25 protein-coding genes and 3 pseudogenes are annotated in these 26,012 nt (G+C 54.1%); 11 read left to right on the forward strand and 17 right to left on the reverse strand.

All coding sequences use genetic code 11. The features are described from left to right. Positions 1 to 31: 31 nt before the first annotated feature. Positions 32 to 439, reverse strand: a complete 408-nt coding sequence (locus EI42_RS05480) for a pyridoxamine 5'-phosphate oxidase family protein (protein WP_111319679.1) — start codon at positions 437 to 439, stop codon at positions 32 to 34. A 147-nt stretch (positions 440 to 586) separates the two neighbouring features. Here EI42_RS05480 and EI42_RS05485 point away from each other — a divergent pair, with 147 nt between their 5' ends. After that, entirely contained in the window at positions 587 to 997 is a 411-nt protein-coding gene (locus EI42_RS05485) for a MerR family transcriptional regulator (protein WP_111319680.1), read from the forward strand. Positions 998 to 1,116: 119 nt separating this feature from the next. Here EI42_RS05485 and EI42_RS05490 read toward each other — a convergent pair whose 3' ends face one another. The 3 genes from EI42_RS05490 to EI42_RS05505 all read right to left on the reverse strand — a co-directional run bounded on the left by EI42_RS05490 (position 1,117) and on the right by EI42_RS05505 (position 3,303). Then, positions 1,117 to 1,347, reverse strand: a complete 231-nt coding sequence (locus tag EI42_RS05490) for a hypothetical protein (RefSeq protein ID WP_111319682.1) — start codon at positions 1,345 to 1,347, stop codon at positions 1,117 to 1,119. 366 nt (positions 1,348 to 1,713) lie between these two features. After that, positions 1,714 to 2,511 carry a hypothetical protein gene (locus EI42_RS05500; protein ID WP_146505339.1) on the reverse strand — a complete coding sequence of 266 codons (798 nt, stop codon included), beginning with the start codon at positions 2,509 to 2,511 and terminating at the stop codon, positions 1,714 to 1,716. Positions 2,512 to 2,763: 252 nt separating this feature from the next. Beyond that, positions 2,764 to 3,303 carry a hypothetical protein gene (locus EI42_RS05505; protein ID WP_137686044.1) on the reverse strand — a complete coding sequence of 180 codons (540 nt, stop codon included), beginning with the start codon at positions 3,301 to 3,303 and terminating at the stop codon, positions 2,764 to 2,766. Between the two features lie 122 nt (positions 3,304 to 3,425). Here EI42_RS05505 and EI42_RS32320 point away from each other — a divergent pair, with 122 nt between their 5' ends. The 3 genes from EI42_RS32320 to EI42_RS32330 all read left to right on the forward strand — a co-directional run bounded on the left by EI42_RS32320 (position 3,426) and on the right by EI42_RS32330 (position 4,886). Further along, the gene (locus EI42_RS32320) at positions 3,426 to 3,593 is read left to right on the forward strand and encodes a hypothetical protein (protein ID WP_170142383.1); all 168 of its coding nucleotides are present in this window, start codon (positions 3,426 to 3,428) and stop codon (positions 3,591 to 3,593) included. A 302-nt stretch (positions 3,594 to 3,895) separates the two neighbouring features. After that, complete coding sequence (locus EI42_RS31865; RefSeq protein ID WP_146505341.1) at positions 3,896 to 4,630, forward strand: hypothetical protein; 735 nt, start codon at positions 3,896 to 3,898, stop codon at positions 4,628 to 4,630. A gap of 91 nt (positions 4,631 to 4,721) precedes the next feature. Next, on the forward strand, positions 4,722 to 4,886 hold the full coding sequence (locus EI42_RS32330; protein WP_170142384.1) for a hypothetical protein: 165 nt from the start codon (positions 4,722 to 4,724) through the stop codon (positions 4,884 to 4,886). Positions 4,887 to 4,934: 48 nt separating this feature from the next. Here the strand turns inward: EI42_RS32330 and EI42_RS05515 are convergent. Beyond that, positions 4,935 to 5,625 (reverse strand): annotated as a pseudogene (locus EI42_RS05515) (CocE/NonD family hydrolase). A gap of 80 nt (positions 5,626 to 5,705) precedes the next feature. On the opposite strand from EI42_RS05515, the gene EI42_RS34805 reads away from it, so the two are divergent. Together EI42_RS34805 and trxA are read left to right on the forward strand one after the other, a co-directional pair. After that, the gene (locus tag EI42_RS34805) at positions 5,706 to 5,897 is read left to right on the forward strand and encodes a type 2 periplasmic-binding domain-containing protein (protein ID WP_428843950.1); all 192 of its coding nucleotides are present in this window, start codon (positions 5,706 to 5,708) and stop codon (positions 5,895 to 5,897) included. Positions 5,898 to 6,097: 200 nt separating this feature from the next. Then, positions 6,098 to 6,415, forward strand: coding sequence for a thioredoxin (gene trxA, locus EI42_RS05525; protein ID WP_111319694.1), 318 nt, complete (start codon positions 6,098 to 6,100; stop codon positions 6,413 to 6,415). A gap of 269 nt (positions 6,416 to 6,684) precedes the next feature. Here trxA and EI42_RS05530 read toward each other — a convergent pair whose 3' ends face one another. Further along, entirely contained in the window at positions 6,685 to 7,752 is a 1,068-nt protein-coding gene (locus EI42_RS05530; protein WP_111319696.1) for a lactonase family protein, read from the reverse strand. Between the two features lie 352 nt (positions 7,753 to 8,104). On the opposite strand from EI42_RS05530, the gene EI42_RS05535 reads away from it, so the two are divergent. From EI42_RS05535 to EI42_RS34645, 3 genes and pseudogenes are all read left to right on the forward strand, one after another. Then, the gene (locus EI42_RS05535; RefSeq protein ID WP_111319698.1) at positions 8,105 to 8,611 is read left to right on the forward strand and encodes a 2Fe-2S iron-sulfur cluster-binding protein; all 507 of its coding nucleotides are present in this window, start codon (positions 8,105 to 8,107) and stop codon (positions 8,609 to 8,611) included. Continuing rightward, entirely contained in the window at positions 8,608 to 9,600 is a 993-nt protein-coding gene (locus EI42_RS05540; protein WP_111319700.1) for an FAD binding domain-containing protein, read from the forward strand. Before EI42_RS05535 ends, EI42_RS05540 begins: the two co-directional genes overlap by 4 nt. Further along, positions 9,597 to 11,695 (forward strand): annotated as a pseudogene (locus EI42_RS34645) (xanthine dehydrogenase family protein molybdopterin-binding subunit). Before EI42_RS05540 ends, EI42_RS34645 begins: the two are co-directional and overlap by 4 nt. A gap of 298 nt (positions 11,696 to 11,993) precedes the next feature. Here EI42_RS34645 and EI42_RS05550 read toward each other — a convergent pair. Beyond that, positions 11,994 to 13,094 (reverse strand): inositol-3-phosphate synthase, encoded by a 1,101-nt coding sequence (locus EI42_RS05550; RefSeq protein ID WP_111319702.1) that lies wholly within the window; start codon positions 13,092 to 13,094, stop codon positions 11,994 to 11,996. Between the two features lie 417 nt (positions 13,095 to 13,511). On the opposite strand from EI42_RS05550, the gene EI42_RS05555 reads away from it, so the two are divergent. Then, complete coding sequence (locus tag EI42_RS05555) at positions 13,512 to 14,516, forward strand: alpha/beta hydrolase (RefSeq protein WP_170142385.1); 1,005 nt, start codon at positions 13,512 to 13,514, stop codon at positions 14,514 to 14,516. Between the two features lie 46 nt (positions 14,517 to 14,562). On the opposite strand, the gene EI42_RS05560 is transcribed toward EI42_RS05555, so the two are convergent. The 3 genes from EI42_RS05560 to EI42_RS05570 all read right to left on the reverse strand — a co-directional run bounded on the left by EI42_RS05560 (position 14,563) and on the right by EI42_RS05570 (position 17,778). Continuing rightward, positions 14,563 to 15,423 carry a carbohydrate ABC transporter permease gene (locus EI42_RS05560; protein WP_111319706.1) on the reverse strand — a complete coding sequence of 287 codons (861 nt, stop codon included), beginning with the start codon at positions 15,421 to 15,423 and terminating at the stop codon, positions 14,563 to 14,565. Continuing rightward, positions 15,420 to 16,358 carry a carbohydrate ABC transporter permease gene (locus EI42_RS05565; RefSeq protein WP_111319708.1) on the reverse strand — a complete coding sequence of 313 codons (939 nt, stop codon included), beginning with the start codon at positions 16,356 to 16,358 and terminating at the stop codon, positions 15,420 to 15,422. The genes EI42_RS05560 and EI42_RS05565 overlap by 4 nt, the downstream gene beginning before the upstream one ends. Before the next feature lie 76 nt (positions 16,359 to 16,434). Further along, positions 16,435 to 17,778: an extracellular solute-binding protein gene (locus EI42_RS05570; protein ID WP_111319710.1), complete on the reverse strand. Its 1,344-nt coding sequence runs from the start codon at positions 17,776 to 17,778 to the stop codon at positions 16,435 to 16,437. A 387-nt stretch (positions 17,779 to 18,165) separates the two neighbouring features. Between EI42_RS05570 and EI42_RS05575 the strand changes: the two genes are divergently transcribed. Beyond that, positions 18,166 to 19,188, forward strand: a complete 1,023-nt coding sequence (locus tag EI42_RS05575) for a LacI family DNA-binding transcriptional regulator (protein ID WP_111319712.1) — start codon at positions 18,166 to 18,168, stop codon at positions 19,186 to 19,188. A gap of 32 nt (positions 19,189 to 19,220) precedes the next feature. Here the strand turns inward: EI42_RS05575 and EI42_RS05580 are convergent, their stop codons facing one another. The 7 genes and pseudogenes from EI42_RS05580 to EI42_RS05605 form a co-directional block, all read right to left on the reverse strand. After that, positions 19,221 to 19,703, reverse strand: coding sequence for a hypothetical protein (locus EI42_RS05580; RefSeq protein ID WP_111319714.1), 483 nt, complete (start codon positions 19,701 to 19,703; stop codon positions 19,221 to 19,223). Between the two features lie 214 nt (positions 19,704 to 19,917). Then, a complete protein-coding gene (locus EI42_RS33115; RefSeq protein ID WP_211326038.1) occupies positions 19,918 to 20,277 on the reverse strand; it encodes a hypothetical protein in 360 nt (119 codons plus the stop codon). Next, positions 20,249 to 20,452 carry a hypothetical protein gene (locus EI42_RS05590; RefSeq protein WP_111319718.1) on the reverse strand — a complete coding sequence of 68 codons (204 nt, stop codon included), beginning with the start codon at positions 20,450 to 20,452 and terminating at the stop codon, positions 20,249 to 20,251. Before EI42_RS05590 ends, EI42_RS33115 begins: the two co-directional genes overlap by 29 nt. 153 nt (positions 20,453 to 20,605) lie before the next feature. Further along, complete coding sequence (locus EI42_RS34260) at positions 20,606 to 21,427, reverse strand: ATP-binding cassette domain-containing protein (RefSeq protein ID WP_281278992.1); 822 nt, start codon at positions 21,425 to 21,427, stop codon at positions 20,606 to 20,608. Positions 21,428 to 21,511: 84 nt separating this feature from the next. Then, positions 21,512 to 22,267, reverse strand: a pseudogene (locus EI42_RS34265) (ABC transporter transmembrane domain-containing protein); the annotation flags it as partial. Between the two features lie 94 nt (positions 22,268 to 22,361). Next, positions 22,362 to 24,110, reverse strand: a complete 1,749-nt coding sequence (locus EI42_RS05600) for an ABC transporter ATP-binding protein (RefSeq protein ID WP_170142387.1) — start codon at positions 24,108 to 24,110, stop codon at positions 22,362 to 22,364. Positions 24,111 to 24,922: 812 nt separating this feature from the next. Next, positions 24,923 to 25,792 (reverse strand): TIGR03560 family F420-dependent LLM class oxidoreductase, encoded by an 870-nt coding sequence (locus EI42_RS05605; RefSeq protein ID WP_246046274.1) that lies wholly within the window; start codon positions 25,790 to 25,792, stop codon positions 24,923 to 24,925. Positions 25,793 to 26,012 lie beyond the last annotated feature (220 nt).

Genomic DNA, 26,012 nt, shown 5'->3' on the forward strand with positions numbered 1-26,012 from the left:
AGAGCAAGCAGAAGAGAGCAGGCACCAACCCTTACAAAGACTCGATCACATTGATAGGTTGGAAGTGAAGTGAGATGCGATCTTGCCGACCGAATATCTCTCTATATTGTTGACGTGTCTCCTCCCTATCAATATAACGTGCGATCAGTCGGGCAAGCTCATCCTGGACCCTGGCTCGATCCTGGGAGATCTCGACTATTCCGTTGATAGTGACATAGCGCATTCCGTCCTGTATACAAAGCGCGACGCGTGCATCACGAAACATATTCTTCGCCTTCCGTAAATGCTTCTGCGTATTCAGTATAATTGTTCCATCATCTTCGAGTAGATACCAGACCGGAGTGAGCTGTGAGCTTCCATCTTCGTTGAGTGTGCTTAATACCGCAATATTGGGCTCCTGAAGATACGCTTGTGCTCGTTCTGAGAACTGTGCAGTCATAAGTCAATTCCTCTTTCCACTTGGAATTATTGCTGAAAAGCAAGTTTCATTTTTCATGGGGTAGTATAAACTATGACACTGATGGCATAGTCAAGAGGTCTGGCCATGCTCTGACACTACAGGGAAGTTACCAGGAGGTCTTTATTGATGCGCATCAGCGAGCTTTCTCGTTTCACCGGCGCAAGCATTCGTTCGCTCCGCCATTATGAACACAAGGGACTGATTCACCCCGCACGATTGGAAAACGGCTACCGTGACTACGAAGAACGGGTTATTGAGCAGGTCAGGCTGATCCAGCTCTATCTGAAACTGGGGCTGAACATCGACGAAATAAGTATTCTTGTTTCCTGCACCGGCTTGACCGAGGACGCCACCAACGAAGATAAGCAAAGCGCTATTACCGGGCTCCTCAAGCTCTATAAACAGAAGGTTCAGCGACTTGATAGCCAGATTCAGGAACTCAGCACGACAAAGAGCCGTCTGCTTGAACGTATCCAATCAATCGAAGAGAAAAAGATCCTCAACGAAGAAGAGATCAGGATTTTGTGGGGCAAATAACAGAAAAGCAGATTGCCCTTCAAAAAAAGAGGAAGGGCCCCCCGAAAGGGGAGCCCCATGAGGGCATGAGGCAGTCACCTCACTTGCGCTTCTTCCTGAAGATGCCGCCGCGCCGCTCCTCAGGCTTCTCTTCCATCCTCAGGACACGGCCCGTCCTCTGACGGCAGCTCGGGCAGGTGTCGCAGCAACAGCCCCTTGCGCAGCCGCACCCCGACCTTGAACGCTTCGAGGACCTCATTCTCTTTTCCTTCCGTACGAACTGAGCACTCCAGCGGTTTGCTGAAGATATTGCCCTCCGGAATGATTCCGAAGAACAACACCTGCGACAAACAGTACGGAATGATCTTCATCGCCCTCATATCCTCTCTACGTTCCCAAAACGCGCTTCTCTTGAGAAGCCCGGTTCTGCGAACCATATGGTGCGATCCGGTTGGGCAACGAGACAGGAAAAATGAAAATGTGCTTTCAGGATACTCTCTACGTGTACTTCACACAAGAGGAAAAGAGGGAAAAAATGCTACACGCATTCACAAATCGGGAGAAGCACGAGTGGTTGGAGCTTCCTGCTACGAAAGCGCCGGCCGCGTCCTGTGGGGCAAAGAGCAATGACCACATCTCTCAACTCCTATTGCCCTCAAAAAGAGGGAGGGGGCTCCCCCAAAAGGAAGCCCCCTGAAGGTGCAAGGTGACATACCTCCTCTTCTGGCTCACGGCCTTCAGCGCCGATAAGTGACCTGATTGGCCATCCACAGCAGCTTCTTGAGCTGAACGAGGAACGCAAGGTCCTCTTCCGTGGCCTGTCCGGACGCGAAGCGGCACTTCTGACAGGCCGCACAGGTGCAGCCGTGCGGGCAGCGGCAGCGCACGTTCGGGTCGAGCTGCCACATCATCCGCTGGAGCGCATCCCGCGTCGAGCGCAGCGCTTCCCTCATGAGTTCCTGCGTGTATTGCCGCTCGACCCGGCGGATATCCCCTTCCGCCTGGGTGTACTCCGGGCTGTTGAGCCAGACATCCAGCTCACAGCGTGCACAGGTGCCCGCACCGTTGCACGTGCAGTTCGGCACAGGCTCTTCAGGCGCCAGTCGCCAGAGCGGGCTCTTTCCTGTCCGCCGGACGAACTTGCGGTAGGCCGACCAGATGCGGTCCTCCTTCCACTGCGGCAGATCGTTCGTCTCCAGGTAGATCTCGATGAGCGTACGCGCTTCCGCCTTACAGGCATCACACGTACACCCCGGCAGATGGAAAGCTTTGTGTTCCATCAGATCCCCTCTCTCGGTCGCTTGCTTGCAGGTGATGTTGCCCTCCGGAAAACATGCTCCGAAGAACAAAACCAGCGACAAACAGCGAATGCGATGAGATCGGTTGCCAGTGTTGCAGGTACTGCCTTGCTTCTCCTCCTTCGTGGTTGCTGCTCCCATTCCTTCAAGCTCCCTGTGACGACAGAGGCGAGAGAACCGGGCTGTCCTGTACCCTCGATTCTGCGAACCGTTTCCGGTGCGATTCGAGCGTAACACGACATTGAGCAGATGTAGTTATAAACGATAGAGATAGCATAAAGAATTTTTTGCGCTCTCTACAAGAGGAAAAGAGGGAAAGAATGGTATGCTTCATGGCTGAGCGAATCGCTTATCACTTCCATCAGAAGGATGCTGTGTCCCATCAAAACTGCTCGCAGCATCGGACGGGAAAAACACCTTGCCAGCCCCAAAACAAAAGGGAGGGGCTCCCTGTATGGGGAGCCCCGTGAAGGGGAGAGGTGGCGTCCTCTAGCTGCTGATCAGCCTGAGAGCCTCCTGCACCAGCACTCTCAACTGGACGAGAATCAAGAGATCCTCTTTTGTTGCACGCCGGTATTTGATCCGGCAGCGCCAGCACTCGGAGCCTTTCTGTGAACACGAACACCTGAAGTCCTCGTGCACATTGAGCTGCTCTGCCAGCCGCTGGACCTCCATTTGCGCAGCGGAAGCCTCTCGGACGGTGAAGCCCTGGTCGGCCTCCTGAATCGCCTTGTCGACTGCCGCTTTCACCCCGGCGTACTCCTCACTGGCGAGCCAGATGGCCCGCTTACACCGCGCACAGGTGCCGGCCCCGCCGCAGGAGCAGTCCGACAGAACCTCGTCCGGCTCCAGCAGCCGAAGAGGGTTCATCCCCGTCCGCCTGGTGAAGTTTTCACAGGCCCGAATGAACCTGTCATCTGCCCACAGCGGAATATTGAACCTCTCCTGGTTTTCCTCCAGGATCTCGCATATTCTCTTTGTGCAGTCCTTGCATGTACATCCCAACGGGAACTGTTTGTTGTGTCCCATTTGATCCTCTCTCTCGCTTGCTTGCAGGTGATGTTGCCCTCCGGAAAACGTGCTCCGAAGAACAAAACCAGCGACAAACATGCCATGAGAAGGGATTGGTTGCCAGTGTTTCAGGAAGTGTCTTGTCTCTCCTCCTTCTTGATTGGCTGCTCTGTTCACTCAAGCTCCCTGTGGCAACAGAGGCGAGAGAACCGGGCTGTCCTGCACCCTCGATTCTGCGAACCGCTTCCGGTGCGATTCGAGCGCGTCACGACATTGAGCAGAAGTGGTTAAGCATGCGTATAGCATAAAGAACTTTCTGCTCCTTCTACAAGAGGGAAAGCGGGAAAAAACATTGCACTCGAGGACTGTCGATCATCTCTACCACACCTCTCATCGACGACGCTTGCAGCATCGAGCTGGAAAAGCATCTTGCCGGCCGCAAAACAAAAGGGAGGGGCCCCCCATACGGAGAGCCCCATGAAGGTGAGAGTGACGTACCTCCTCTGCTGACTTACGGCTTTTCCTCACGCCTGAAGCCCAGGATCCGCCTCCCGAGCTCCTTCACTGCCTGTCCACCCTGGACGAAGAGCCGTACGTCCGTCTCCGTCAGTTGCAGAGAACCCATGCGGCACTTCAGGCACCTCATGCAGGAACAGCCGCGAGGGCAGTTGCACGAGACATCCGGGTCGATCACATCCGCCAGTTGGCGAAATACGCTCACCAGCGCCCTCGCCTCCCTGACGCCACACCAATGGGTGTCGACGCGGATGATTTCGTCAGCCTCCGCTTGCGCCTCGGCTCGCTCCGGGCTGTTGAGCCAGGCGACCCGCTCACACTGTGCGCAGGTACCGGCCCCGCCGCAGGAGCACTTCGACGGAATCTCGTCCGACTCCAGCAGTTGGAGCAGGTTGATCTCCGTCCTCCGGGCGAACCTGCTGTAGGCCTGAAGGAACTCGTCGAGTGCCGCAGTCACCACCCTGGTGGTGAACCACTGAGCGTTCAGCCGGGCGAGTGCACGCACCTTCGCTTTTGCCGCGGCTCGCTCCGGACTCCTGATCCAGGAGTCCAGCCTGCACTGCGCGCAGATGCCAGCACTGCGGCAGGAGCAGTCCGACAGAACCTCGTCCGACTCCAGCAGATGAAGCGGGTTGGTCCTCGTCCGGTAGACGAACGCGTTGTAGGCCCGAATGAACCTGTCATCCACCAACTGCTGAACCCTGAACGATTCCTGGCTCTGCTGAAGAAGAGCCTCCACCTTTGCGGCGCAGTCCTTGCACGTGCATCCCAGGGGAACCTGCTTGTTGTGTCCCATTTGATCCTCTCTCGGTCGCTTGCTTGCAGGTGATGTTGCCCTCCGGAAAACATGCTCCGAAGAACAAAACCAGCGACAAACATGCCATGAGAAGGGATTGATTGCCAGTGTTTCAGGAAGTGTCTTGTCTCTCCTCCTTCTTGATTGGCTGCTCTGTTCACTCAAGCTCCCTGTGGCAACAGAGGCGAGAGAACCGGGCTGTCCTGCACCCTCGATTCTGCGAACCGCTTCCGGTGCGATTCGAGCGCGTCACGACATTGAGCAGTGTAGTTGTAAAGAATATATCTAGCATACAAAATCTCCCCTGTTCATACAAGGGGAAAAGAGGGAAAGAACGCTATACGCGCTCGATCACCGGGAGAATCAGGCGTGAAGGGTACTCCCTACCATGATAGACACGCTGCATGGCGGTCACGAAATCGTCCTCTCGCTCGGTTGCAATAACACCACCTGTATTCGAGTTGCGATCAAAGCGCAGGAAATTGCTGCTTGACACTTCCAGCCGTACCCGATGCCCCGGCTGAAACAGGTTCGAGATCAAGCCGTAGCTCATAGACGCGTTCCGACTCCAGGAACGTCGGATGCGAGAATGATTTCCGATAGCGATCGCGAAGAATGCCATCAGTAAGCAGCACAGCACGTCCATCGGGATAGATATCGACTAGCTTCCCGGTATAATCGGTATCGCGTGCAGAAGATGAGACATAGACCACCAGTTCAACCGAGCCTGTAACTTCAAGTGGCTGCTCAAGCGGGGGCGTGGTATAGCAGAGCACATCATCTCGCTCCTCAACCGCCCGCTGATCATAGGGACCGGGATCGCCCCAGATGATCCCACTTGCCGTTGGGACCGGGTTATGTAGATCATAGCAGTAGGTATCGAAAGCTGCATGCTCAGACACACACGGAGAGAGCAGGCCATCCCCATCGGCAGTATTCGCATGTCCCTGACTCTGCAAATAGTAGGGGCGATACTGTGTATCGGGCAACGGCCATGCCTCCTCATCGCGCCACTGATCGACCCCCATGACAAAGAGATGGACCGGTTTTTCCCGCTCAATTCCATGCGCTGGTCAGTCTGGTAGCAGCAGGTATCGGTATCTCAATTCTGCCCGCCTGGCCCCGCATCCCGCTGGATAGCGTGGTGTGTCGCCCGCTACAAGGCCTTTCTCTGATAGCCAACCTCCAGATGATATGGAGCGCCAACGAGCCAACAACAACGCTTCAACAGTTCCTTCAGGTGGCACGAGAGGTAAGCACCCAGGCTCTTCAAACAGAGACCTCTTCCCTGCCAGCCTGACAATCGTTCTCGCATGCCTGATTCTCGCGCCCTTTCGCTTCGACTTTACGATTATGACTGCAAAAAGCATGAGCTTGCATCGAGCGATACAATAGGGGATAAGATCATTTATCAACTTGCATACATACTCATTGTCTTTTTTCTGTGGGGGTCTCCGGGCTCTGGCAGAGAGACGGTACAGAACGAAAGGAGAAGCGCCAATGTCAGATGTACAGGAACTCAATGAGCAAAACTTTGAGGACGAGGTGCTGCATTCATCCGAGCCAGTCCTTGTTGAGTTTACAGCGAACTGGTGTGGTCCCTGTAAATCGTTCGCACCTATTACAGAAAAAGTCGCATCCGACTATCATGATAAAGTAAAGGTCGCACGGGTGGATATCGATCAAAACCCGAATGTTGTGCAAAAGTACGGCGTTCGCTCCCTTCCCTATGCAATGGTTTTCAAGGATGGCCATAAGGTCGATCAGCTGGCAGGTATGACCAATTACGAACACCTTGTCCACATGCTAGGTGTCTGAGGTGCATTCTGGCGCATCTCATTCCACTGGTGTGGACGATGCGCCAGAACACCCTTTTATCCTCCCTGTCACAACATGGGCTCTGTTCCCGATTTCACAGCCATGCGCCTCCCACCCGTCACGCGCCTGACAGAACGCATGCAACCGGTCAGACGCAGCAAAAGCCCTTCCTACCCTCTTCTCTGAAGCGAGAACACGATCCGATCAAAAGACCTCCCCGACCTGATAGTGAGGAGGCCCAAACACCTGATACGCAAACAAACTTTCCATTACACAAACTTTAAACAAACAGGGTGCGAAAGCGCCAGCGCCTCGCCCGTCGCGCCCAGATGCCCGGTATCTGGATCGAGCGAGAATACGATCACTGAATTTGAATCCTGATTGGCAACCAGCAAGAAACGACCATTCGGAGTAATACTGAAATTACGTGGAGTCTTGCCCTGCACGGATGCTCGCTCAATGAAGCTCAGCAGGCCTGTTTGTGGATCAATGCGGAAGGCAACAATACTATCATCACCACGGTTTGAACCATAGAGAAGCTCCCCGGACGGATGCACACAAATTTCCGCACCGGTATTTTCGCCCTCGAAACCTTCGGGCAGCGTCGAGACAGTCTGCAACGGCTGTAGCGCCCCATTCTCGAGCTCATAGCGATACGCCACAATGGTCGAGTTGAGTTCATTGATCACATAGACGAACTTGCCCGACGGATGGAACGCCAGATGACGCGGACCTGCCCCCGGCTCAGCCTTCGTCTCGGTGCACAGTTCCAGGTGACATGTCTTTCGATCTAATGTATAACTGGAAATGGTATCGATTCCTAGATCACAGAGCAGCACATGTTGTCCACCGGGTGAAAGAAACGCGGAATGCACATGCGGACCTTCCTGCCTGCTTGGGTTCACGCCATGCCCTTCATGCTGGACAAGTTGCGCTATTTGCCCGATCTTCCCATCGCTCAGCAAGGGAAACACGCTGGCACTTCCACCGGTATAGTTCGCAACAATCAGACATGATCCGCTGCGGTCCGCGACCAGATGGCAGGGCCCCCGCCCGAGGGTCGCTTCCCGATTCAAAAAGGTCAGCGTCCCCTGCTGCGGATCAATGGCAAAGGCCGCGACCGAACCACCTGGCTTGCCCTCATACGTGTCTGTCTCACTCACCGCATACAGAAATCGTCCATCATGACTCGGCGTCAGGAACGAGGGATTCTCAATACCAGAAAAGCCCTCTATTAGCCTGAACTGCCCGTCCTCCTCGTCGAACTCATAAATATAGATCCCGGGGTCCTGCGCTGGCGCATATGTGCCTATATAGAGAAATCGTTTTGGAGCCATCTCCGTTTTTTTCCTTCCAGACAAATTACGTTTACTCTCGCTTCACCAAAGGAGAGCCTCTATCTTCTACTATTATTGTAGCGCAAGCCAAGCCCATGCGAGAACGCCCTTATCCCCTCTTTCTTTCCTGCTCGCTTTACTTCCCTTCTTATTGCCATGGAACCCGTTCTTCCCTTCTATACCACCATCCATCCTATGCAGGACGCAGGCCACCTTTGTGGCTCGCCTTGTTCCTGTTTGTACACTGGTAGTATGACCCATCGACATATATAAGAGGATATGGTCTCGTTCCCGTCCATAAGCCGCAGCAAGCGTTGCTTCAATGCGCTGCCGAAAGGAGATCTATACTGTTATGAATGTTGAGATCACGCTTCGAGTAAATGGCACAAGCCATCGGCTTACGCTTGACACACGTACGACGCTGCTGGATGCGTTACGCGAGCATCTCGGATTGACCGGTGCGAAAAAAGGATGCGACCACGGCCAATGCGGAGCCTGTACCGTTCTCCTCAACGGGCGGCGCGTCAACAGTTGTCTGATGCTTGCCGTCGCTCATCAAGATGTCGATATTGTAACCATTGAGGGTCTCGGTGATCAGGAGCATCTGCACCCGCTTCAGCAGGCATTTATCACACATGACGCTCTGCAATGCGGCTACTGCACACCTGGTCAGATCTGCTCGGCTGCTGGAATGCTGCAAGAGGCTGAGAATGGATGGCCGAGTTTTGCCAGTTCCGACCTCAAGGCGCAGCAGATCGTCCTGGACGAGGATGAGATCAAAGAGCGCATGAGTGGAAACCTCTGCCGTTGTGCAGCCTACGCCAATATCGTTGAGGCAATCAAGGAGGTGCGTTCATGAATCCTTTCCGCTACGAACGCGCCAGCGACACATCTACGGCTATTGCCCTGCTGACACGCTTCCCGGAAGCCGCGCTCCTGGCCGGGGGAACAAACCTTGTTGATCATATGAAGCTTGGCATTGCCCAACCGCACACTGTGATCGATATCACGCAGCTTCCCTATCAACAGATCGAACAGCTTCCAGATGGCAGCCTGCGCATTGGAGCGATGGTGCGCAATAGCGATCTTGCCGCTGATACCACCATACGTCAGCGTTACCCGGCGCTGGCTCAAGCCCTGCTCTCGGGTGCATCCGGACAACTGCGCAATCTTGCCACCACTGGCGGGAATCTGCTTCAGCGCACGCGTTGCGTCTATTTTCAGGACGTCTCAAAGCCTTGCAACAAACGCGTACCCGGAAGCGGCTGCCCCGCACGTCAGGGCTACCATCGCAACCTTGCCATTCTTGGCGTCTCGGAACACTGCATTGCCAGCCACCCATCTGATATGGCGGTCGCAATGATGGCGTTTGATGCCACCGTTCATATCGTGGGTCCACAGGGAGAACGAACCCTCCCGCTGCTGCTGCTCTATCGTCAACCTGGCAACGAGCCGGAGCGTGATACCGTGCTCAAACCAGGTGAGATGATTACGGCTGTTGATCTCCCACCACTTCCGATGGCCGCTCACTCGCGCTATCTGAAAGTACGTGATCGGGCTTCCTACGCCTTCGCCCTGGTCTCAATAGCCGCCGCACTTGATGTGGAAGACAACACGATTCGTGATATACGCCTTGCGCTTGGCGGCGTTGGCTCTATGCCGTGGCGCGCGCTGAAAGCCGAAAATGTGCTCCGTGGCTCCCCTGCAACCGAGGAGATGTTCCTTCAAGCAGCCAACGCAGAGCTAGCCGATGCCTACCCGCTGCCTGGCAACGCGTTCAAAATCGACCTTGTACGCCGGGTCCTGCCACCATTCCTACTTGAGCTGACGGAGGAGAGCAAGCGATGAAGACACAACTCGTGACACGCGTCGTCGGCACCTCCCTGGATCGCGTTGATGCCGCAGCAAAGGTCACCGGAACGGCCCGTTACGCCAGCGAATATCCGGTTGAAAACATCACATACCTCTACCCGGTCCTGAGTACCATCGCGAAAGGGCGCGTCACCAGCATCGACGCAGAGACAGCGAAGCAGATACCCGGGGTGCTCAGCGTGCTGTGGCATCAGAACACGCCACGTATTGAGCCGCTTGCCAACGGAGATCTTGAGGTGCTGCAACATGATCAAGTCCATTACCGGGGGCAGATCGTCGCCGCAGTAGTTGCCGACTCGCTCGAGACCGCTCGCCATGCTGCCGAACAGGTCGTTGTCTTCTACGAAGAGCAGCCCCATACGGTTGAGCTTCGAGTGATAGCAATACACTCTATACGCCCTCCGAGGACGCTGTAGGCGCACCGGCTGACTCGCTTAAAGGCAATGTAGAGAACGCGCTTGCCCACGCCGAGTTCTCGCTTGACGCGGTCTATACCACGCCCACCGAACATAATAATCCAATGGAGCCCCATGCCACAATAGCGCACTGGGAAGGCGATACCCTGATGCTCTATGACTCGACACAGGGTGCTCACACCTCACAAGAAATGATCACCAGGGCGTTCAATATTCCTCCCGAAAATGTGCATATCGTCTCGCAATACATCGGCGGCGGCTTCGGCTCAAAGGGGACACCCCATCCAAACGTGATCCTTGCCGCGCTGGCTGCCCGAGCCACAAAGCGCCCGGTCAAATTCGCGATCACTCGCCAGCAGATCTTCTCGCTTGGAGGCTATCGCGCCCCGACGATCCAGCACATTCGTCTGGGAGCCAGAGGCGATGGCCGGCTGACAGCAATCTCCCACGACGTCATTACCTCAACAGCAACAATCAATGAATACGTTGAGCAGGCCGCCCTGGCGACACGGATACTCTACTCTGCCGAGAATCGACGCACCACCCATCGCGTCGAACAGCTCGATCTGCCTGCGAACTCCTGGATGCGCGCCCCGGGCTGGTGTCCGGGCGTGTATGCACTTGAGACAGGGATAGACGAACTGGCGATCAAGTGCGACATCGACCCGATCGACTTCCGGCTGCGTAATATCCCGTCGGTTGACCCTGAGAGCGGGCTTCCCTTCAGCAGTCATGGTCTGGCAGCCTGTCTGGAAAAGGGGGAGCAGCTCTTTCACTGGCAACAGCGCGACCCGAATCCCGGCATCTGCATCGAGGGCCGCTGGCGCATCGGGAGCGGCGTCGCAGCCTCAACCTACCCGGTTGAGATATTCCCCTCGACAGCTCGCATCGAAGCCAGACCCCCGAATCGCTATGCTGTCTTCATCGATGCAACCGATATCGGCACCGGGGCCCGCACCGTCCTGACGCAGATCGCCGCCGACGCGTTGGCTGTCCCGATTGAGCAGGTTCATCTTGAGATCGGTGATAGCACGCTACCACAGGCAAGCGTAGCAGGCGGCTCAAGCGGTTCTATGTCATGGGGATCGGCCATTTTCGACGCTGCAACCAGACTACGTACAGTTCTGCAAAAGAAGCACGGCGGGATCATTCCACCCGAAGGAGTGGCCGTCACCGGTTCGATCAACTCGAATCCGCTTACCAAACGCTATGCGATGCATGCCTTCGGCGCAATCTTTGCCGAAGTTCGCGTCCATATGGACACCTGCGAAATACGCGTCCCGAGGCTTCTGGGCGTCTTTGCGGCGGGGCGTATTCTGAACCCGAAGACTGCTCGCTCGCAATTCATCGGTGGCATGACAATGGGACTCTCAATGGCGCTGCACGAGGAGAGCATCCTTGATCCCGCCTTCGGTGATTACGTCAACCACGACCTTGCCGAATACCATATCGCAACCTGTGCAGATGTGGGGAATATCGAGGCAACCTGGATTGACGAGCAGGACATGTACGTTAACCCACTTGGGGCAAAAGGCATCGGTGAAATCGGGATTGTGGGGACAGCCGCAGCCATTACCAACGCTATCTTTCATGCGACAGGTATTCGTGTCCGCGAGCTTCCTATCACGCTTGATAAGTTGCTTCAGGTTTCCTGAGCCCGCCTCTCAAAGCGGCAGGCGTTGCTGATCGTCCTTCGATCAAAGGCGCCTGCTTGCTTTTCAGGCATGGAACTGATAAAAAATGAAGGAGTTTCTCGGGGTACAAAGTCTATTTCCCTTCAGTTTGTATTCAATTGCTCCATTTCTATTGCACTTTCCCTCCGACTATGGTACATCTTCAAGAGAGAGATGTTGCGTCTGTCCCCCCTGAACTGACGCAATGCGAACCTGACAGAAAATCTCTCGGACTCACAGGCGGGGAGCAGAAAATCTGCTCCTCGTCTTTTTTAGCGCCTCATTGCTTCTGAAGCCGCGCAACCGCCTCCTGAATAAAGGTCTCGGTCAGCTCGTGGGCAACAGTATCAGGATGTTGCACCGGTGGCGATTTCATCAGGTAGGCACTTGGCCCCTCCAATGTCCCGCTGATTCCGCAATCCCGCGCCAGCTTGACAAGCCGCACGGCATCAATCACCACGCCTGCCGAGTTCGGCGAGTCCCAGACTTCCAGCTTCAACTCAACGTTGAGCGGCACATCCCCGAACGTGCGCCCTTCCAGCCGGATATAAGACCACTTGCGATCAGCCAACCAGGCAACATAATCCGACGGCCCGATGTGTACATTCTCCTCCCCAAGCTCATAATCGAGCTGGCTCGTCACTGCATTCGTTTTGCTGATCTTCTTCGATTCCAGCCGCTCGCGTTCCAGCATATTGTAAAAATCCATATTTCCGCCGACATTGAGCTGCATTGTTCGCTCAAGTTTGACGCCACGCTCCAGGAAGAGACGAGCAAGCATGCGATGAAGAATCGTTGCCCCCACCTGACTCTTAATATCATCACCAATCATTGGCAGCCCCGCTTCGGTGAAGAGCTTCTGCCAGTACGCTTCCCGCGCAATAAAGACGGGAATACAGTTCACAAATCCGACACCAGCCTGCAAAATCCGCTCAACATACCATTTCGTCGCCGCCTCCGAGCCGACCGGCAGATAGTTGACCACGACATCGGTGCCCGTATCCTTGAGAATCTGCACGACATCGCTTGCCTCACCCGAGGCGCTGGTCACCACCTGTGAGAGATAGGTACCCAGACTATCGTTTGTCATCCCACGATAGACCTTCGCCTGAAGGTGCGGCACAGTGGCAAAGCGATAGGTATTATTCGGGGCTTCATAAATAGCCTCGCTCAGATCTTTCCCTACCTTCCGCTGATCGATGTCAAAAGCCGCTGAAAACTCGATATCCCGCACATGGTAACCGCCAAGCTCAACATGCATGAGCCCGGGAATAAAGGCATCAGGCAAGGCGTCACGATAATAATGCACTCCCTGGACAAGCGAGCTGGCGCAATTTCCTACGCCGATAATAGCGACACGTACCTTTTTTGGACCATTCATAAAACAAATATCCCTTTCTATCCATTTTCGTTTCTCCAGCAATCGCACCTCGTCTGATCCATCAAAAGAAGAACCGGGCAAGCGTCCGATGAAAGGGTCAATCTATTCATAGAATACAGTGAACCTGTATTGATAGATATGATATATGCAAATAAATTGCATATACTACAGAGAAAATCTATCCACGCTTCTGCAAAATGTTCTTCCTGAGCTCTTTTTATATACCTCTTTTCCTATACAGTGAGGAAAGGGAGCGTTTCTGTGATAGAAGTAGAGTGTGGGCAATGTTTCCCGCCAAATCATAAAACAGAGAGGACAAACATGTTCATCATACTTGCGCTTCTGATCCTTTTTCTTCTACTTTTACTTGAACTCTGCTGGTATTTCGCGCATCAAGTTCTCAGGCGCAAAAGCGACATGAAGAAGAGATTTGTTCGTATTCATAAAATAGAGGAGGGAAAAGATATCACATTACAGAACACCCGGGAGACCAGAAGGCCGGGCATCTTCGGACTGGAAGGAAGTGAGGGACAGGCGATTGTTGGCCCGGTCTTCGCATCTGATGCCCAGAGCGTCACGCGCCAGCTCATCCATGTGGAAGGGAAGATCTCCCCCCGGACAGCAGGCATCTGGAATACCACTATTTATGGCGGTAAGATGCAGGCACAACTGAATCTCCCTATTGAGGAGGTGGCTGTACCAACACCACTCGGTGATATGCCTGCATGGTTTGTGCCGGGAGGTTCGTGTTGGGCGATTCTGGTACACGGCGCAACGGCCAATCGCGAGCAGGGTTTACGCGTCCTGCCGACGCTTGCGGAATGTGGGCTCTCGACCCTCACCATCACCTTTCGCAACGATGCAGAAGCACCGGCAAGCCCCGACGGCCTGAGCCATCTGGGAGCCAGCGAATGGGAGGACCTGGAAGCAGGCGTTCGCTACGCGCTGGATCATGGTGCAGAGCAGCTTATCCTCTATGGCTGGTCGATGGGAGGCACGATTGTGGAACTCTTTTTGCGTCAGTCTGCACTCGCTTCGCATGTTCGAGCGGTTGTGCTCGATTCACCTATCCTGAACTGGCGGGCCAGCCTGGAAAGCATCGCGAAAAAGAATGGCCTGCCAGCCTTCTTTGTTCGCCTTGTCGAGCCAATCATCTTACTGCGTACCGGCATTCGCCTCTCCACCCTCGACCTGACAACGCGCAGCCAGGGAAACAGTGCGATCCTTTTGTTTCATGGCACCGAGGATACCATCGCCCCTATTGCTCTCAGCGACCGCTTTGCCAGCACGCACGCTGACATCATTACCTATCATCGCGTTCCGAATGCCGAACATACCCAGTGCTGGAACGCCAACGGGGAAAAATACGAGGCCATCCTGCATGCATTTCTGCACAACATCCTGAAGAAAGACGCTCACTAAACCGGCTCAGAGAGGGAAAGCGTACAGCGTTCCCTCTCTCATTATCCTATCCTTTGATACCGGTTCCAGCGATACCCTGCACGATTTGCCTCTGAAAGAAGAGGAAGACGATCAGCGCGGGCAGCGCTCCCAGAACCGCCGAGGCCATCACCTGAGCATAGTGGATACCATAGGCTGTCTGCACAGTTGCCAGCCCAACCGGCACCGTCATCATATCGACGCCCGTGACTACGATATATGGCCAGAGGAAGTTATTCCAGGCAGAAACAAAGGTGAAGATGGCCACAGCGGCGACAGCGGAACGCGAGAGCGGCAGCCAGACTTGCCAGTACAGCCGCCAGCGCCCGGCGCCATCGATAACCGCCGCCTCTTCCAGCTCATGCGGCAATGAGTCAAAGAATTGCTTGAAGATAAACACCGCGATCGGCGAGGCAATCTGCACCACGATCACGCCTGCATAGGTGTTCACCAATCCAAAAAGCTGCATTAACGAGAACAGCGGCACAATCAGAATCTGGCCAGGGACCATCAAGCCCGCCAGAATGACCCAGAAGACAAACTTACTGCCGCGAAACGGGATACGCGACAGGGCATATGCGGCCAGGCTGGCAAAGAACACCGCCAGCATCGTAATCAGAATCGAGGTCAGGAAGCTATTGAAATACCAGCGCAGCAGGTTCCCGGCATTCAACACATTTTCATAGGCCGCTCCGGTAAAATGCGTGGGAATCCAGGAGACAGGAATAACGGTTGTCTCTCCTTCGGGTTTGAAAGACGTATCAACTGCCCACAACAATGGGATTGCCCACAGAACCATCAAGAAGAGCAGCAGGAGAAAGGCGACCACCTGTGAGATATGCGGGCGGCGGAATCTCCTCTCAGGCGCATTGACAACAACACTGCTCATGCTTCGCCTCCCTTCTTACGATAGAACAGGAAAAACTGGATACCAGAGATAAGCATAATCAGAATGAAGAACAGGTAGGACATTGCCGAAGCCAGACCAATGCGGAACGAGGAGAAACCCGTCTCATAAACATACTGCATTAGCGGACGCGTCACATAGTTCGGGCCACCGCCGGTCAACAGGAAGATCTGCGCGAACACCTGAAGCGAAGAGATCACCTGCAAAATCATGACGAGCAGCGTCGTATTCTTCAGCAAAGGAAGCGTAATATGCAACAATTTGTTCCAGGAGTTGGCTCCATCAATTGAGGCCGACTCATACACTTCCTGCGGGATCTGCTGTAATCCAGCCAGATACAGCACAAAGTTAAAGCCAACCGTCCACCAGATCGTTACGATAACCGTGGACACCATTGCCACGTTTGGATCACTCAACCACCCGACCTCTTTGAGGCCAATCGCGGTCAACATGCCGTTAATCAGACCAAAACCAGGCTGATACAGCCAGTTCCAGACCAGCACCACAGCCGAAACTGGCAGAATGTAAGGAGCAAAAACAACCGTGCGGAACAGCCAGCGTCCCGGGATCTTCATATTTGCCAGTAATGCCAGCACCAGTCCGAACACCATTAACAGCGGCGTACTGATGACCGTAAAGAGCACCGTATTCCCCAGTGAGCCCCAGAAACTCGGGTCTGTCAGCGCTTCCTGATAGTTCTGGAGCCCCAGGAATTGATCTTTTCCCGTCCCGGCCAGACTCCAGTTAAAGAAGCTCATCCCAAATCCCAGAATGATCGGAAGGAATACAAAGAGAGCGTATGCAATCAAAAAAGGGGCAACAAATGCATAACCTATTACGTCATTCTTCCAGCGAGCAGAACGCTTACCCGGTTTCTCAGCCGCCTGCACCTGCTCTGAAATCAGCATATTTGCCATATTCTCTCCTTTCACCGTTACCCCTCATCAGGGAAACAGTTTGGCGATGACGCACATGTCAGCGTCCTTGCAGGGGTTAAAAAGGCCTGGGAACACGCAGCAGCTTTTCCATCGAGCGACGGAACTGCTGTACTCCCTGCTTTGGCGTGAGCTGCTTCGCCATTGCAGCCGCAAACGCCGCTCCTGCCTGATTTTCCATGTCAGAGGCCGCGCCACTGAACCAGGCAGGCGGATCAAGCACCAGGTTGGCCGCTGCACCGGCATAGTGTGCCTGCGGTACCAGGTTTTTATACTCAGCGCTATTGGCCACACCGAGATAGGCGGGAATATGGCCGCCCTGCGCCCAGATCAGACTATTTTTCAACATGGTACTGATAAAGAGGAGCGAGGCTGCCCGACGTTGCGGATCTGGAGCCATCTGATGAGGAAGGACAAACGCGTGAGAATCGGCCCAGGTGTGATAATTGCCAAATATATTCGGGAAAAGGGTCGCATCAAACGGAATCTTCTGATTCTGGAAGGTGGTCACTTCCCATTCCCCATTCCAGAGTAGGCCAGCCTTCTGATTACTAAAGTAGGCCACTGCCGCCGCTGCATCGATACTCGGGTAGGCACCCTCGGCCACGACTTCGGTGAGAAATTCTACCACCTGCTCAGCCTTTGCATTGTCAAGAATCAATTCTGTGCCATCGGGAGAAAATATCTGGCCGCCAAGCTGGCTATAGAGCGCGACAAAGAGCCTCCAGGGATTCACTCCTACTGCCTCCATCACCAGGCCATATTTTCCGGTCACTTTTTTCACGGCCCGGATTGCATCCATCATTTGCTCAGGCCCTTGCAACTGCTTCAAGCGCCCATTCCTATCAAGTAGCCCGGCCTTGCCGCAGATATCGGTGTTATAAAACATAACCAGGGGATGCGTGTCGAGCGGAATTGCATAGAGTTTCTGGTTGCGGTGCGCGTTCGCCCAGACGGGCGGCAGAAATGAATCATTGGTAATCCCATACTTTGCCAGTTCGGCGGGATCAAATGGATCAATCAGGCCTCCAGCGGCAAACGTTGCCAGACGCGACATATGAATAATACCAACGTCAGGAGCGCGTCCGCCCGCTGCCGCCATTGCCAGCTTGGTATAGTACGGGCCTCCCCATTGCAGGGTCACAGCTTCAAGCTGTACTTCCGGATGCTGCTGCTTGAATACATTCTGCATCTGGACCATACGCTCTCCATCTCCTCCACCAAACAGGTTCCAGAACGTGATTGCAGCCGTACCTCCTCCCGAAAGGCCACACGAACTGAGCAGCGGCACCAGAAGACCACTCCCAAGCCCAAGCGCTGCGGTCTGACCCAAAAAGCGACGACGCGTGAACAGGCGACGTTCATCACGCTTCATGTGGACATACTGCTGTCCTGAATTCATACTGACCCTCCCTCATCTCGTAATAGATCCGCCCATAGAATCGCTATTACTGATGAACTTGAAGCCTCCTCACAAAAAACGAGGAGAAGCCAGGAAAAGGAGCCGGGAAACATGCACGAAAAGCGAAGCAGAGGGGGCACCTTCGTGATCTCGCCTCCATGCAGCATCTCGACATCGAGCACTTTTACAACGTTGTAAAAAGAATTCCAACGTTGTAAGCGATTGTAGCATAACTATTTTCTCTTTGTCAATTCACAAAAGCGCAAATTCTCCATGAAGCAGCCCGAGATAGTCGAAAGCTGCATCCATGCAAGATTGACAAAGCTCTTCTCACGATGTTATAGTTTCCGTTGCAAACCTGGGAAGAAAAATAGAGGGATAAAAAGCGTGCCTACTACATTGAAAGACGTTGCTTTACGTGCAGGAGTCTCTATTAAAACCGTCTCAAACGTTATTCATGGCAACATTCATGTAAAAGAGGAAAAGCGGCAGCGAGTCTTACAGGCACTGAAAGAACTGAACTATCAGCCAAACCTTCCGGCACGTTATCTACGCAAAGGACGTGTAGGGATTCTCTCACTGGTCATTCCCGAGTTACGCAACCCCTACTTTGCAGAAATCGCTGAAGCGGTTATTGACGCCGCCGCCGAGCAATCATATCGTGTCATGCTTGATTTTACCAGCGGCACCTATGAGCATGAGCGTCAGGCCATCGAAAAGCTGCATTCAAACCTGATAGATGGTATTATTCTCAACTCGCTGATGTTGAAAGCCGAGGATCTGCATATCCAGGGCAACGAGAAACTCCCTATCGTTCTGCTCGGTGAACACTCGCTCGATATGGAATATGACCATGTCACCTTTGATAACGTGGCAGCAGCCTATGCAGCAACCACCCATCTGCTCCAACTCGGGCGACGGCAGATTGCTGTCATCGGCTTCTCGCGACAGATGCAACGTGAGACAACTCTATTACGCTTTCGAGGCTACGCCCAGGCGCTTGCTGATGCTGGACTCTCCCTGCAAGAATCGCTACTTGTGTATACGCCCACAGCCTACGATCGAGAGAGTGGGGCGCAGGCTGTACACACGCTGCTTGAGCGCCAACAGCCTTTTGACGCCCTCTTCTGTTTTAACGATCTGATGGCCTTTGGTGCTATGCGAGCGCTCTATGAGCGGGGTCTTCATGTTCCAGAAGATATTGCGGTCGTTGGCTTCGATGATCTGGAAGAGGCTCGCTTCTCTGTTCCGTCGCTCACCACAGTAGCACCCGATAAACGCCAGATAGGAACCACCGCCGTGACGCGGCTGCTTCAGTGCATTAATGGCCCGGAGACACACGTTCCCGGAACGGTCACGGTCCCCTTCCGCCTGACTATGCGCGAGAGTACCGGATTTACCCCTCAATGAACTGCTGCAATACTCGTACGCGTGCAACGCAACTACGCCTGCACGCCGAGTATCTCTCTCAGTTGTGCTAAAACGGTGGCCTCTTGCTCATCGATCCGCTTTGCACCAATGCCCAGAAAGCCACCGCCCTTTGAGACACCTGCAATCCGTTCCGCGCTCTGATACAGCCACTGCTTGTATGCCTCGACCTCTTCAGGTGTGGTCTTGCTTTCGAGAAGCGTTAACGCAGCCCGACACCGCTCAAATGTAAGCAGGATAAGCTGTTCCTTCTCACTGATCGTCTCTTTACGGGTCTCTTTCACCTGCACCTCACCCCCTGTGAAGAGCTCCTGAATAAGCGGGACAGCAGCAAACTTCTGTGTGGTTTCCCGCACTTTGGAATACAACGAGAGCGCCTCTCTGGTCTTCCCGATGGCCCCACTTTTCGAGACAGCAACCAGTGTCGCACCGATCATATACGGCAAAGACGCCAGTATATTCCATTCTTCCGTGGTATAGTCTGCCTTTGTTGACATAGAGCCTTTCCCTTTCGCTCGTTTCCCTTCCTCTTACAGGGTAGAAAGAAGTGCTATTTCTTGCATAGCCTCTTCCAATCACTCAAAAATGTACGAGGATCTTTTTCTATTTTACACACTAGACTCATCTTTATCAATGCTTTTCCTCTCATACCAGTATTTCCTTTATCACTCTATGGAACCAGCGATTACATGTCCTTCTTCTCTCCCCTTCTTACACCAGCCCAGGCTGTTGAGCAAGGAGAATCAAATGAGCTCTATCGCGGGCACCAAGTTTGGAAAACTGGCGCAATTGTTCCTGCACCTCCTGCAACCGAACGACCAGAAAATAACGCGATCGCTGCACTCCACCACCCCAGATCAAGAGCAATGCAAGCAGTAGTGTTTCACTCATATTCGCCAGATCCGACCACTGGAATGCAGCCTGCATATGAGAGCCACCATTCCCGAGCAGCAGCGCTACCATCCCGATCAGCGCAAATGGTGCAGCCCAACAAGCCGGAAAGCGATAGAACAGGAGACTGCACAGGGCATAGAAGCCATAATCACCCCGGCTCCACCACCTTGAGCACAATACGACAGAGCAGGCAGGCACCATACATCAAGAAGACCGCGGGAAAGCGCGTCATAGACCGCGAGATGACCAGCAGACCAATACGAGCAAAAAGAAAAACTCCACGCGCACCAGCGCCCACCACGTAGTGCAGTCTCACATCGCTTTGCGCAACAATACCCTGCTTACACGCCATTGTTCTGGCACCACTCAGTCAGGGAACACGGAGTGCCAACGAGAAAGCCTGCTGGTGAGGTTCCACACCTCTAAAACTACAGAGGTTGCACCCGCTCTGGGCCACAAGGAGTGAGCAAGGGAAACAAGGGTATGCTCCCCTGCTCATCTCAGCCTATTCCTCGACAAGCTTGTTTTGCCACAAAGCCTGCATCTCATCAGAGCATTTCAGCAAAGAGTCGAGTGTTCCCTGCGCCGCAAGCTTGCCGTCCTTCAACACAATGATGTGATCGGCCTGCCGCAACACTGCCCGCCGATGTGAGACGACAAGATAGGTCTGCTCCCGGCTGGCAAAGAGCCGCTGCCAGAGCTTGCTTTCCGTCTCCACATCCAGCGCACTGGAAAGATCGTCCAGCACGAGCAATTCCGCCGGGCGAGCAAACATCCGGGCAGTAGCGGTACGTTGCGCCTGCCCGCCCGAAAGCTTCATACCGCGAGTACCTATCTCCGTCCGGACACCTTCAGGAAAGCCCATCACATCTTGATCCAGAACAGCCTGATAGAGCGCACGCTGAATACTGGCCTGATCCTCGGGCCGACCGAGCAGAATATTCGCCTGCAACGTATCGCTGAAGAGGTGGGCAATCTGCGGCGTATAGGCGGATCGCGGCGGCACAAAAAAGGTCGCAGCATCGGTGACAGGTGTTTCATTCCACCAGATCTCACCCCGTTCCTTCGGCAACAGGCCTAACAGCGTGCGTACCAGCGTTGTCTTACCCGAGCCGACGCGTCCTACCACTGCCGTCAGCGTTCCTCGTCGAAGTTCGAGAGAAACGCCCTCAATCCCACCACCTGGATAATGGTATGTCAGGTCGGTAGCCCTGAGACGCTCTAATGGCTCTGGTAGCGCTTCTAGAGCCTCTTCACCTGAAGAGACACTTTGCAGCTCCAGGGAATGCCGTTCAACCAGTTGGTACGCCTTCTCTTTTCCTTGCATCAGCGAGAGCAGCCGCCCGAAGGAAACCCGGGCCCTGGCATAGCTCCCCAGAATCGCCCCCACACCGGCAATAGTCCCCGACAGCGATTCGATATAGTAGATAAACAGGGCAATATCACCAATGCTCAGACGTGCCGAATGCGCCTGAAGAGCCGCAAGAAACAAGATAAGGCCAGTTCCAAGCCCCACCGTATTACCGGACAAAGCATTGAGCATCTCTGTTTGCAGGCGCTCACGCAACATCTGCGCTAACCGATGCTGGCTTAATTGGCGGAAGTACGCCATAACTCGATGCTCGGCCCCGGCAACCTGGATCGCCTGCGCTGCACCCAAAATCTCCCCGATCATGCCTGTCACCTGCCCGGTCGCGTCTCTGCTCGCCTCGCGGTACTTCTCTACCCGCTTCATCCACATCTGCGTGATCACAACCACAAGCGTCAGGGGCACAAGTGACAACAGTGTCAGCAAAGGATCAATACGCAAGAGAATGACGATAGAGACAATCGCAAAAAGCCAATCGCCAAGCAAGCTGATACCCGGCGTGTCGGCGATGATCTCTGTATCATCACGTAACGTATTGAGTGCCTCACCCGAGGAGACCGTGAGCGCTCTGGCTCCGGGCAGCCGGAACATATGCGCGATCACGTTGCGGCACAGCAACCCGCGCACTGGATAATGCACCTTCAAGGTGTTGTCAAAGCCGACAAACTGCACAATCATCTGTACCAGAATAAGCGCGAAGAGAGCCAGCAGCAACAGCAGCAGAGCGGAATCAACGTGAGGCCTCTGTGAGACCGTATCGAAAAGGCGCTGAAGCAAGAGGCCAAATGCCACCGTTGCCCCCGACTGAGCAAGGAGCCAATCAGTGCCCGCATCTCGTAGAAAAAGCGATAGCGAATCAGTGCCCCGCGTAGTCTATATACTTTATAACCCTTCATGCAACTATTGCTCCATCAGCAGTCCGTAACAGGTGCGAGAAACGAGAATTCGGGTCGTTTGCCAGATCCTCACGTCGTCCCGCCTCCACAACTGTTCCATGCTCAAGCACGAGAATATCGTCAACGTGCTGAAGTGTCTCTAACCGATGCGCGATGATGATGCCGCTCCGCCCGGTAAAGAGTCTCTCCATGCCTCGCTCTAACAGCTTCTCCGTGAGCGGGTCCAGTCGGGATGAGGCCTCATCAAGCACAACAAGATCAGGGTTGGTAAGAAAGACGCGGGCAAACGCCAGCAGTTGCGCTTCGCCAGCCGAAAGGCCCTCTCCTCCTGCACCAAGCATGGTATCCAGCCCCTGCGGGAGCGCCTGATACCACGGCAACAGGCCGATCTCTTCCAGCACCTGCAAAACACGCTCATCCGAAACCTCGCGATCGAAGAAGGTCAGATTATCGCGCACCGTCGCCCTAAAAAGATCGACATCCTGCGTTATCAGCCCGATACGCCGCCGCAGGTCCTGTAACTTCATCTCGGTATGCGCAACCCCGTTTAGCCGAATGACACCAGAATGAGGGTCATACATACGAAACAGCAGGCGTGTCATGGTTGTTTTGCCCCCTCCACTCTGCCCGACAATCCCCAGAAGCCGACCCGCAGGCAGGTGAAACGAGATATGCTGAAGCACCGGTTCAGCATCGTCATAGCCAAAAGAGACATCCTCAAACGTCACCGCAAGCGGCCCCGCTGCTGGCTGCGTCCCTTTGCCATCTTTCATCGAAGAGCGCGTGCCCAGCAGCGCCTCAATCCGCCGAATACAGGATGTAGACTGATTGAGATCCTGTAACTGCCACTGAATCTTGTCCAACGGCTGCATCAGCAGGGAGCTATACACGAAGATCAGGTAGACCGTACCCGCAGAGGCTAACCCGATACTCCAGAGGTATGCACCCAGAACCAGCCCGAGGACGCGTCCCAGAGCAAAGAGCGCCTGAGAGATAATCCAGGGGGTCGCTCCCGACCAACCCGCATGACAGGTTGTGGTATACCAGCGCGAGAAGCGCTGAAAGAAGTGCCGCCAGATATAGCCCATTCCGCCGTTCGCGCGCACATCCTCCGTTGCCGAGAGATATTCACCCAGGAAACCAAAGAAGCTCGAACTGGCTTCGCGCGCCACAACCCAACGCTCTACCGAAGGGCGGCGCATCCAGGTGAGCACCCCTACAACAATCAGACAGTAAAGCCCCATGCAGACGCCCAAGCGCCAGTCAATCCAGCTCAGCACAACCAGCATCCCCACCAGGAGAACAAGGTGAAAAAGCATATGCACGATAAGCTCTGAGAAGAAGTTCGAGAGGTCATTGACGTCCCCGTCAATACGCTCGATCAACTCACCATGAGTATGGCTCTTGTGGAAGGCTCGATCAAGGCTCAACACATGGGTGAGGAGGTCAGCACGCAAGTCATTGGTCGCTTTCCAGGCCACTTGCTCGCACAGATATGCGGAGGCAACCGAGGCCCCCTGATTCAGAAATGAGACGAGCAAATACAAAAGCGCCAACCAGAGCAGCGATTGCGACAGTCCCTGCTCGCGTGTTGTATCGATAAAGATCCCGAGCACTTTCGGGTTAGCCAATTGTAAACCAATGCTGACAAGCAGTAGTACCGACATAAGTATTACGCTTCCCAGTTGCGGCCTGAGATAGCGCGCCAGCAAGGCAAAGTAGCGGGTAAACGGTTGCTTGCTCACTCTCACCATCCTTTCCGGTACCAGATCCGGAAGGGAGAGAAGCAAAGAGGCTCACAAGGCATCTTTCTTTCTCCTTGTCTGTGTAGCTGTTTTCCAAAACCCAGGCGACAAACCAAACGCATAAACCACACCATACCGGGGGGCATGCATAGGCAACAGAGACAAAGAGAAAGTTGTTGCTGAGTCTGCGAAGAGAGAAAAAGTGGAGAGGAAAGAGCGCCTCACACTCATGTCTCACCAACACTATACATGCACTCGAAGCAAGAAATGGTTTTCTCCTGCTGGCGCCATTCCAAACAAAAGGGAAACAGCCAGCGCTTGAGAGAAAAATGATGCTTGCTTCTCACCAGAATGGTGGTCAGAGCATGTATTAGTACTGGTCAGGCATACGTGCTTTTCGACTCCTTGAAGATTTATCTATCGAGACAAGCATAAAGCATGTTTGCTCTTTTGTCAAGTGTTTCTCATGTGCAGCACCTTGAAAGCAGAGTCACACGGACACCTCACAGGCAGCGAACAGTGTAGCCACAGGGCAATAGAAGCCGCATTTCGAGAAAGCGAGAGGGCCAGCCTTATGTGCTTGCGCCCATAAAATAGTTACCCCTCTCTATACATAAAATTACCTCAATATGATGTATTGCTAGAAAAGGATAAAATCCTGAGAGAGGGAAAGCTTTTCAAGCAGGCCTGCTTGTCATGTGCCATCGGGGTAAAACATGGGCAAATGAGGAGAAGAAGGACGCACCCGCTTTTATCGTCATTCAGAATGCATGTCACGATGCAAGCGGGTGACGTCCAGGCGAAAGTAGAGGTCACATGCTTTCGTTCGCGAATTCGGCTTGCAGAGGCGCTATCACTTCCCTGACAAGTAGTTGGATACAGTCGCGCTGAAGAGGTGGGCGCAGCTCAAGAACCAGATGCGTCGCTCCAATGGCAATGTACTCACGCAGCTCATCGCGCGTCTCAGCCGGGTTCTCCTGATTCAGCACCAGTTGCACCGAGCGTTCCACTGTACGCGGATCACGCCCGATCGCTATACAGTGCTCATCAAGTACCTGGCTCCGATGGCGGTAGAGCTCTACAGAATCCCCGGGAGAGTTCCAGATGTCCGCCTGCTCAGCCACAACACGCAACATCAGTTTCTCTCCACGGCCACCAAGCAATAGCGGCGGCGCAGGCTGCTGAAGCGGCTTCGGCTCACAACGCGCCTGGTGCAACTGGTAATATTTCCCCTCGAAATCCACAACCGGCTCTTTCCAGAGACGCCGTATCATCACACAGGCTTCTTGCAGACGACGAATCCGTTCACCGGGAGGATAGAGCGGGATACCATACGCATGATGCTCTCGTTCATACCAGCCCGCTCCTAACCCCACATCAAGCCGCCCACCAGAAATAATATCAACAGTAGCCGCCATATTCGCCAATACCGCGGGGTGGCGGTATGTGTTCCCCGTTACCAGTAACCCCAGACGCAAGCGCCTTGTTTGCGCTGCCAGGGCTGCAAGGAGCGTCCAGCCCTCAAGACAGGGTCCCTCGGGATGAGCACCAAGCGGCATAAAATGATCAAAAATCCATGCATGCTCTATCGCAGGCGCTGCATCCGCCTGCTGCCAGAGTGCCAGAATCTCAGGATAGGAAAGATGTTGTTGAGCCGTCTTTATACCAAAACGAAGCGACATATATACTTCCATTCTCCTCTTCATCGTACTATCCCTACAATATCAGGAGACACATAGAGTCAACAACGCCCGCATGGCCAGATCTCCACCCTGTTCTTTTGGCCAGCACGAGGCAAGCAGCGTTTCTCTTTGTGTAAAGCCGTCCAACGACCATACGCATTGCTCAGTGATTACTGACAGACAAAACGACAAGGCCAGGAGCCATATGCGTGGCAACCCG

Source organism: Thermosporothrix hazakensis (assembly GCF_003253565.1).
In the GTDB taxonomy this organism is placed as follows: Bacteria; Chloroflexota; Ktedonobacteria; order Ktedonobacterales; family Ktedonobacteraceae; genus Thermosporothrix; species Thermosporothrix hazakensis.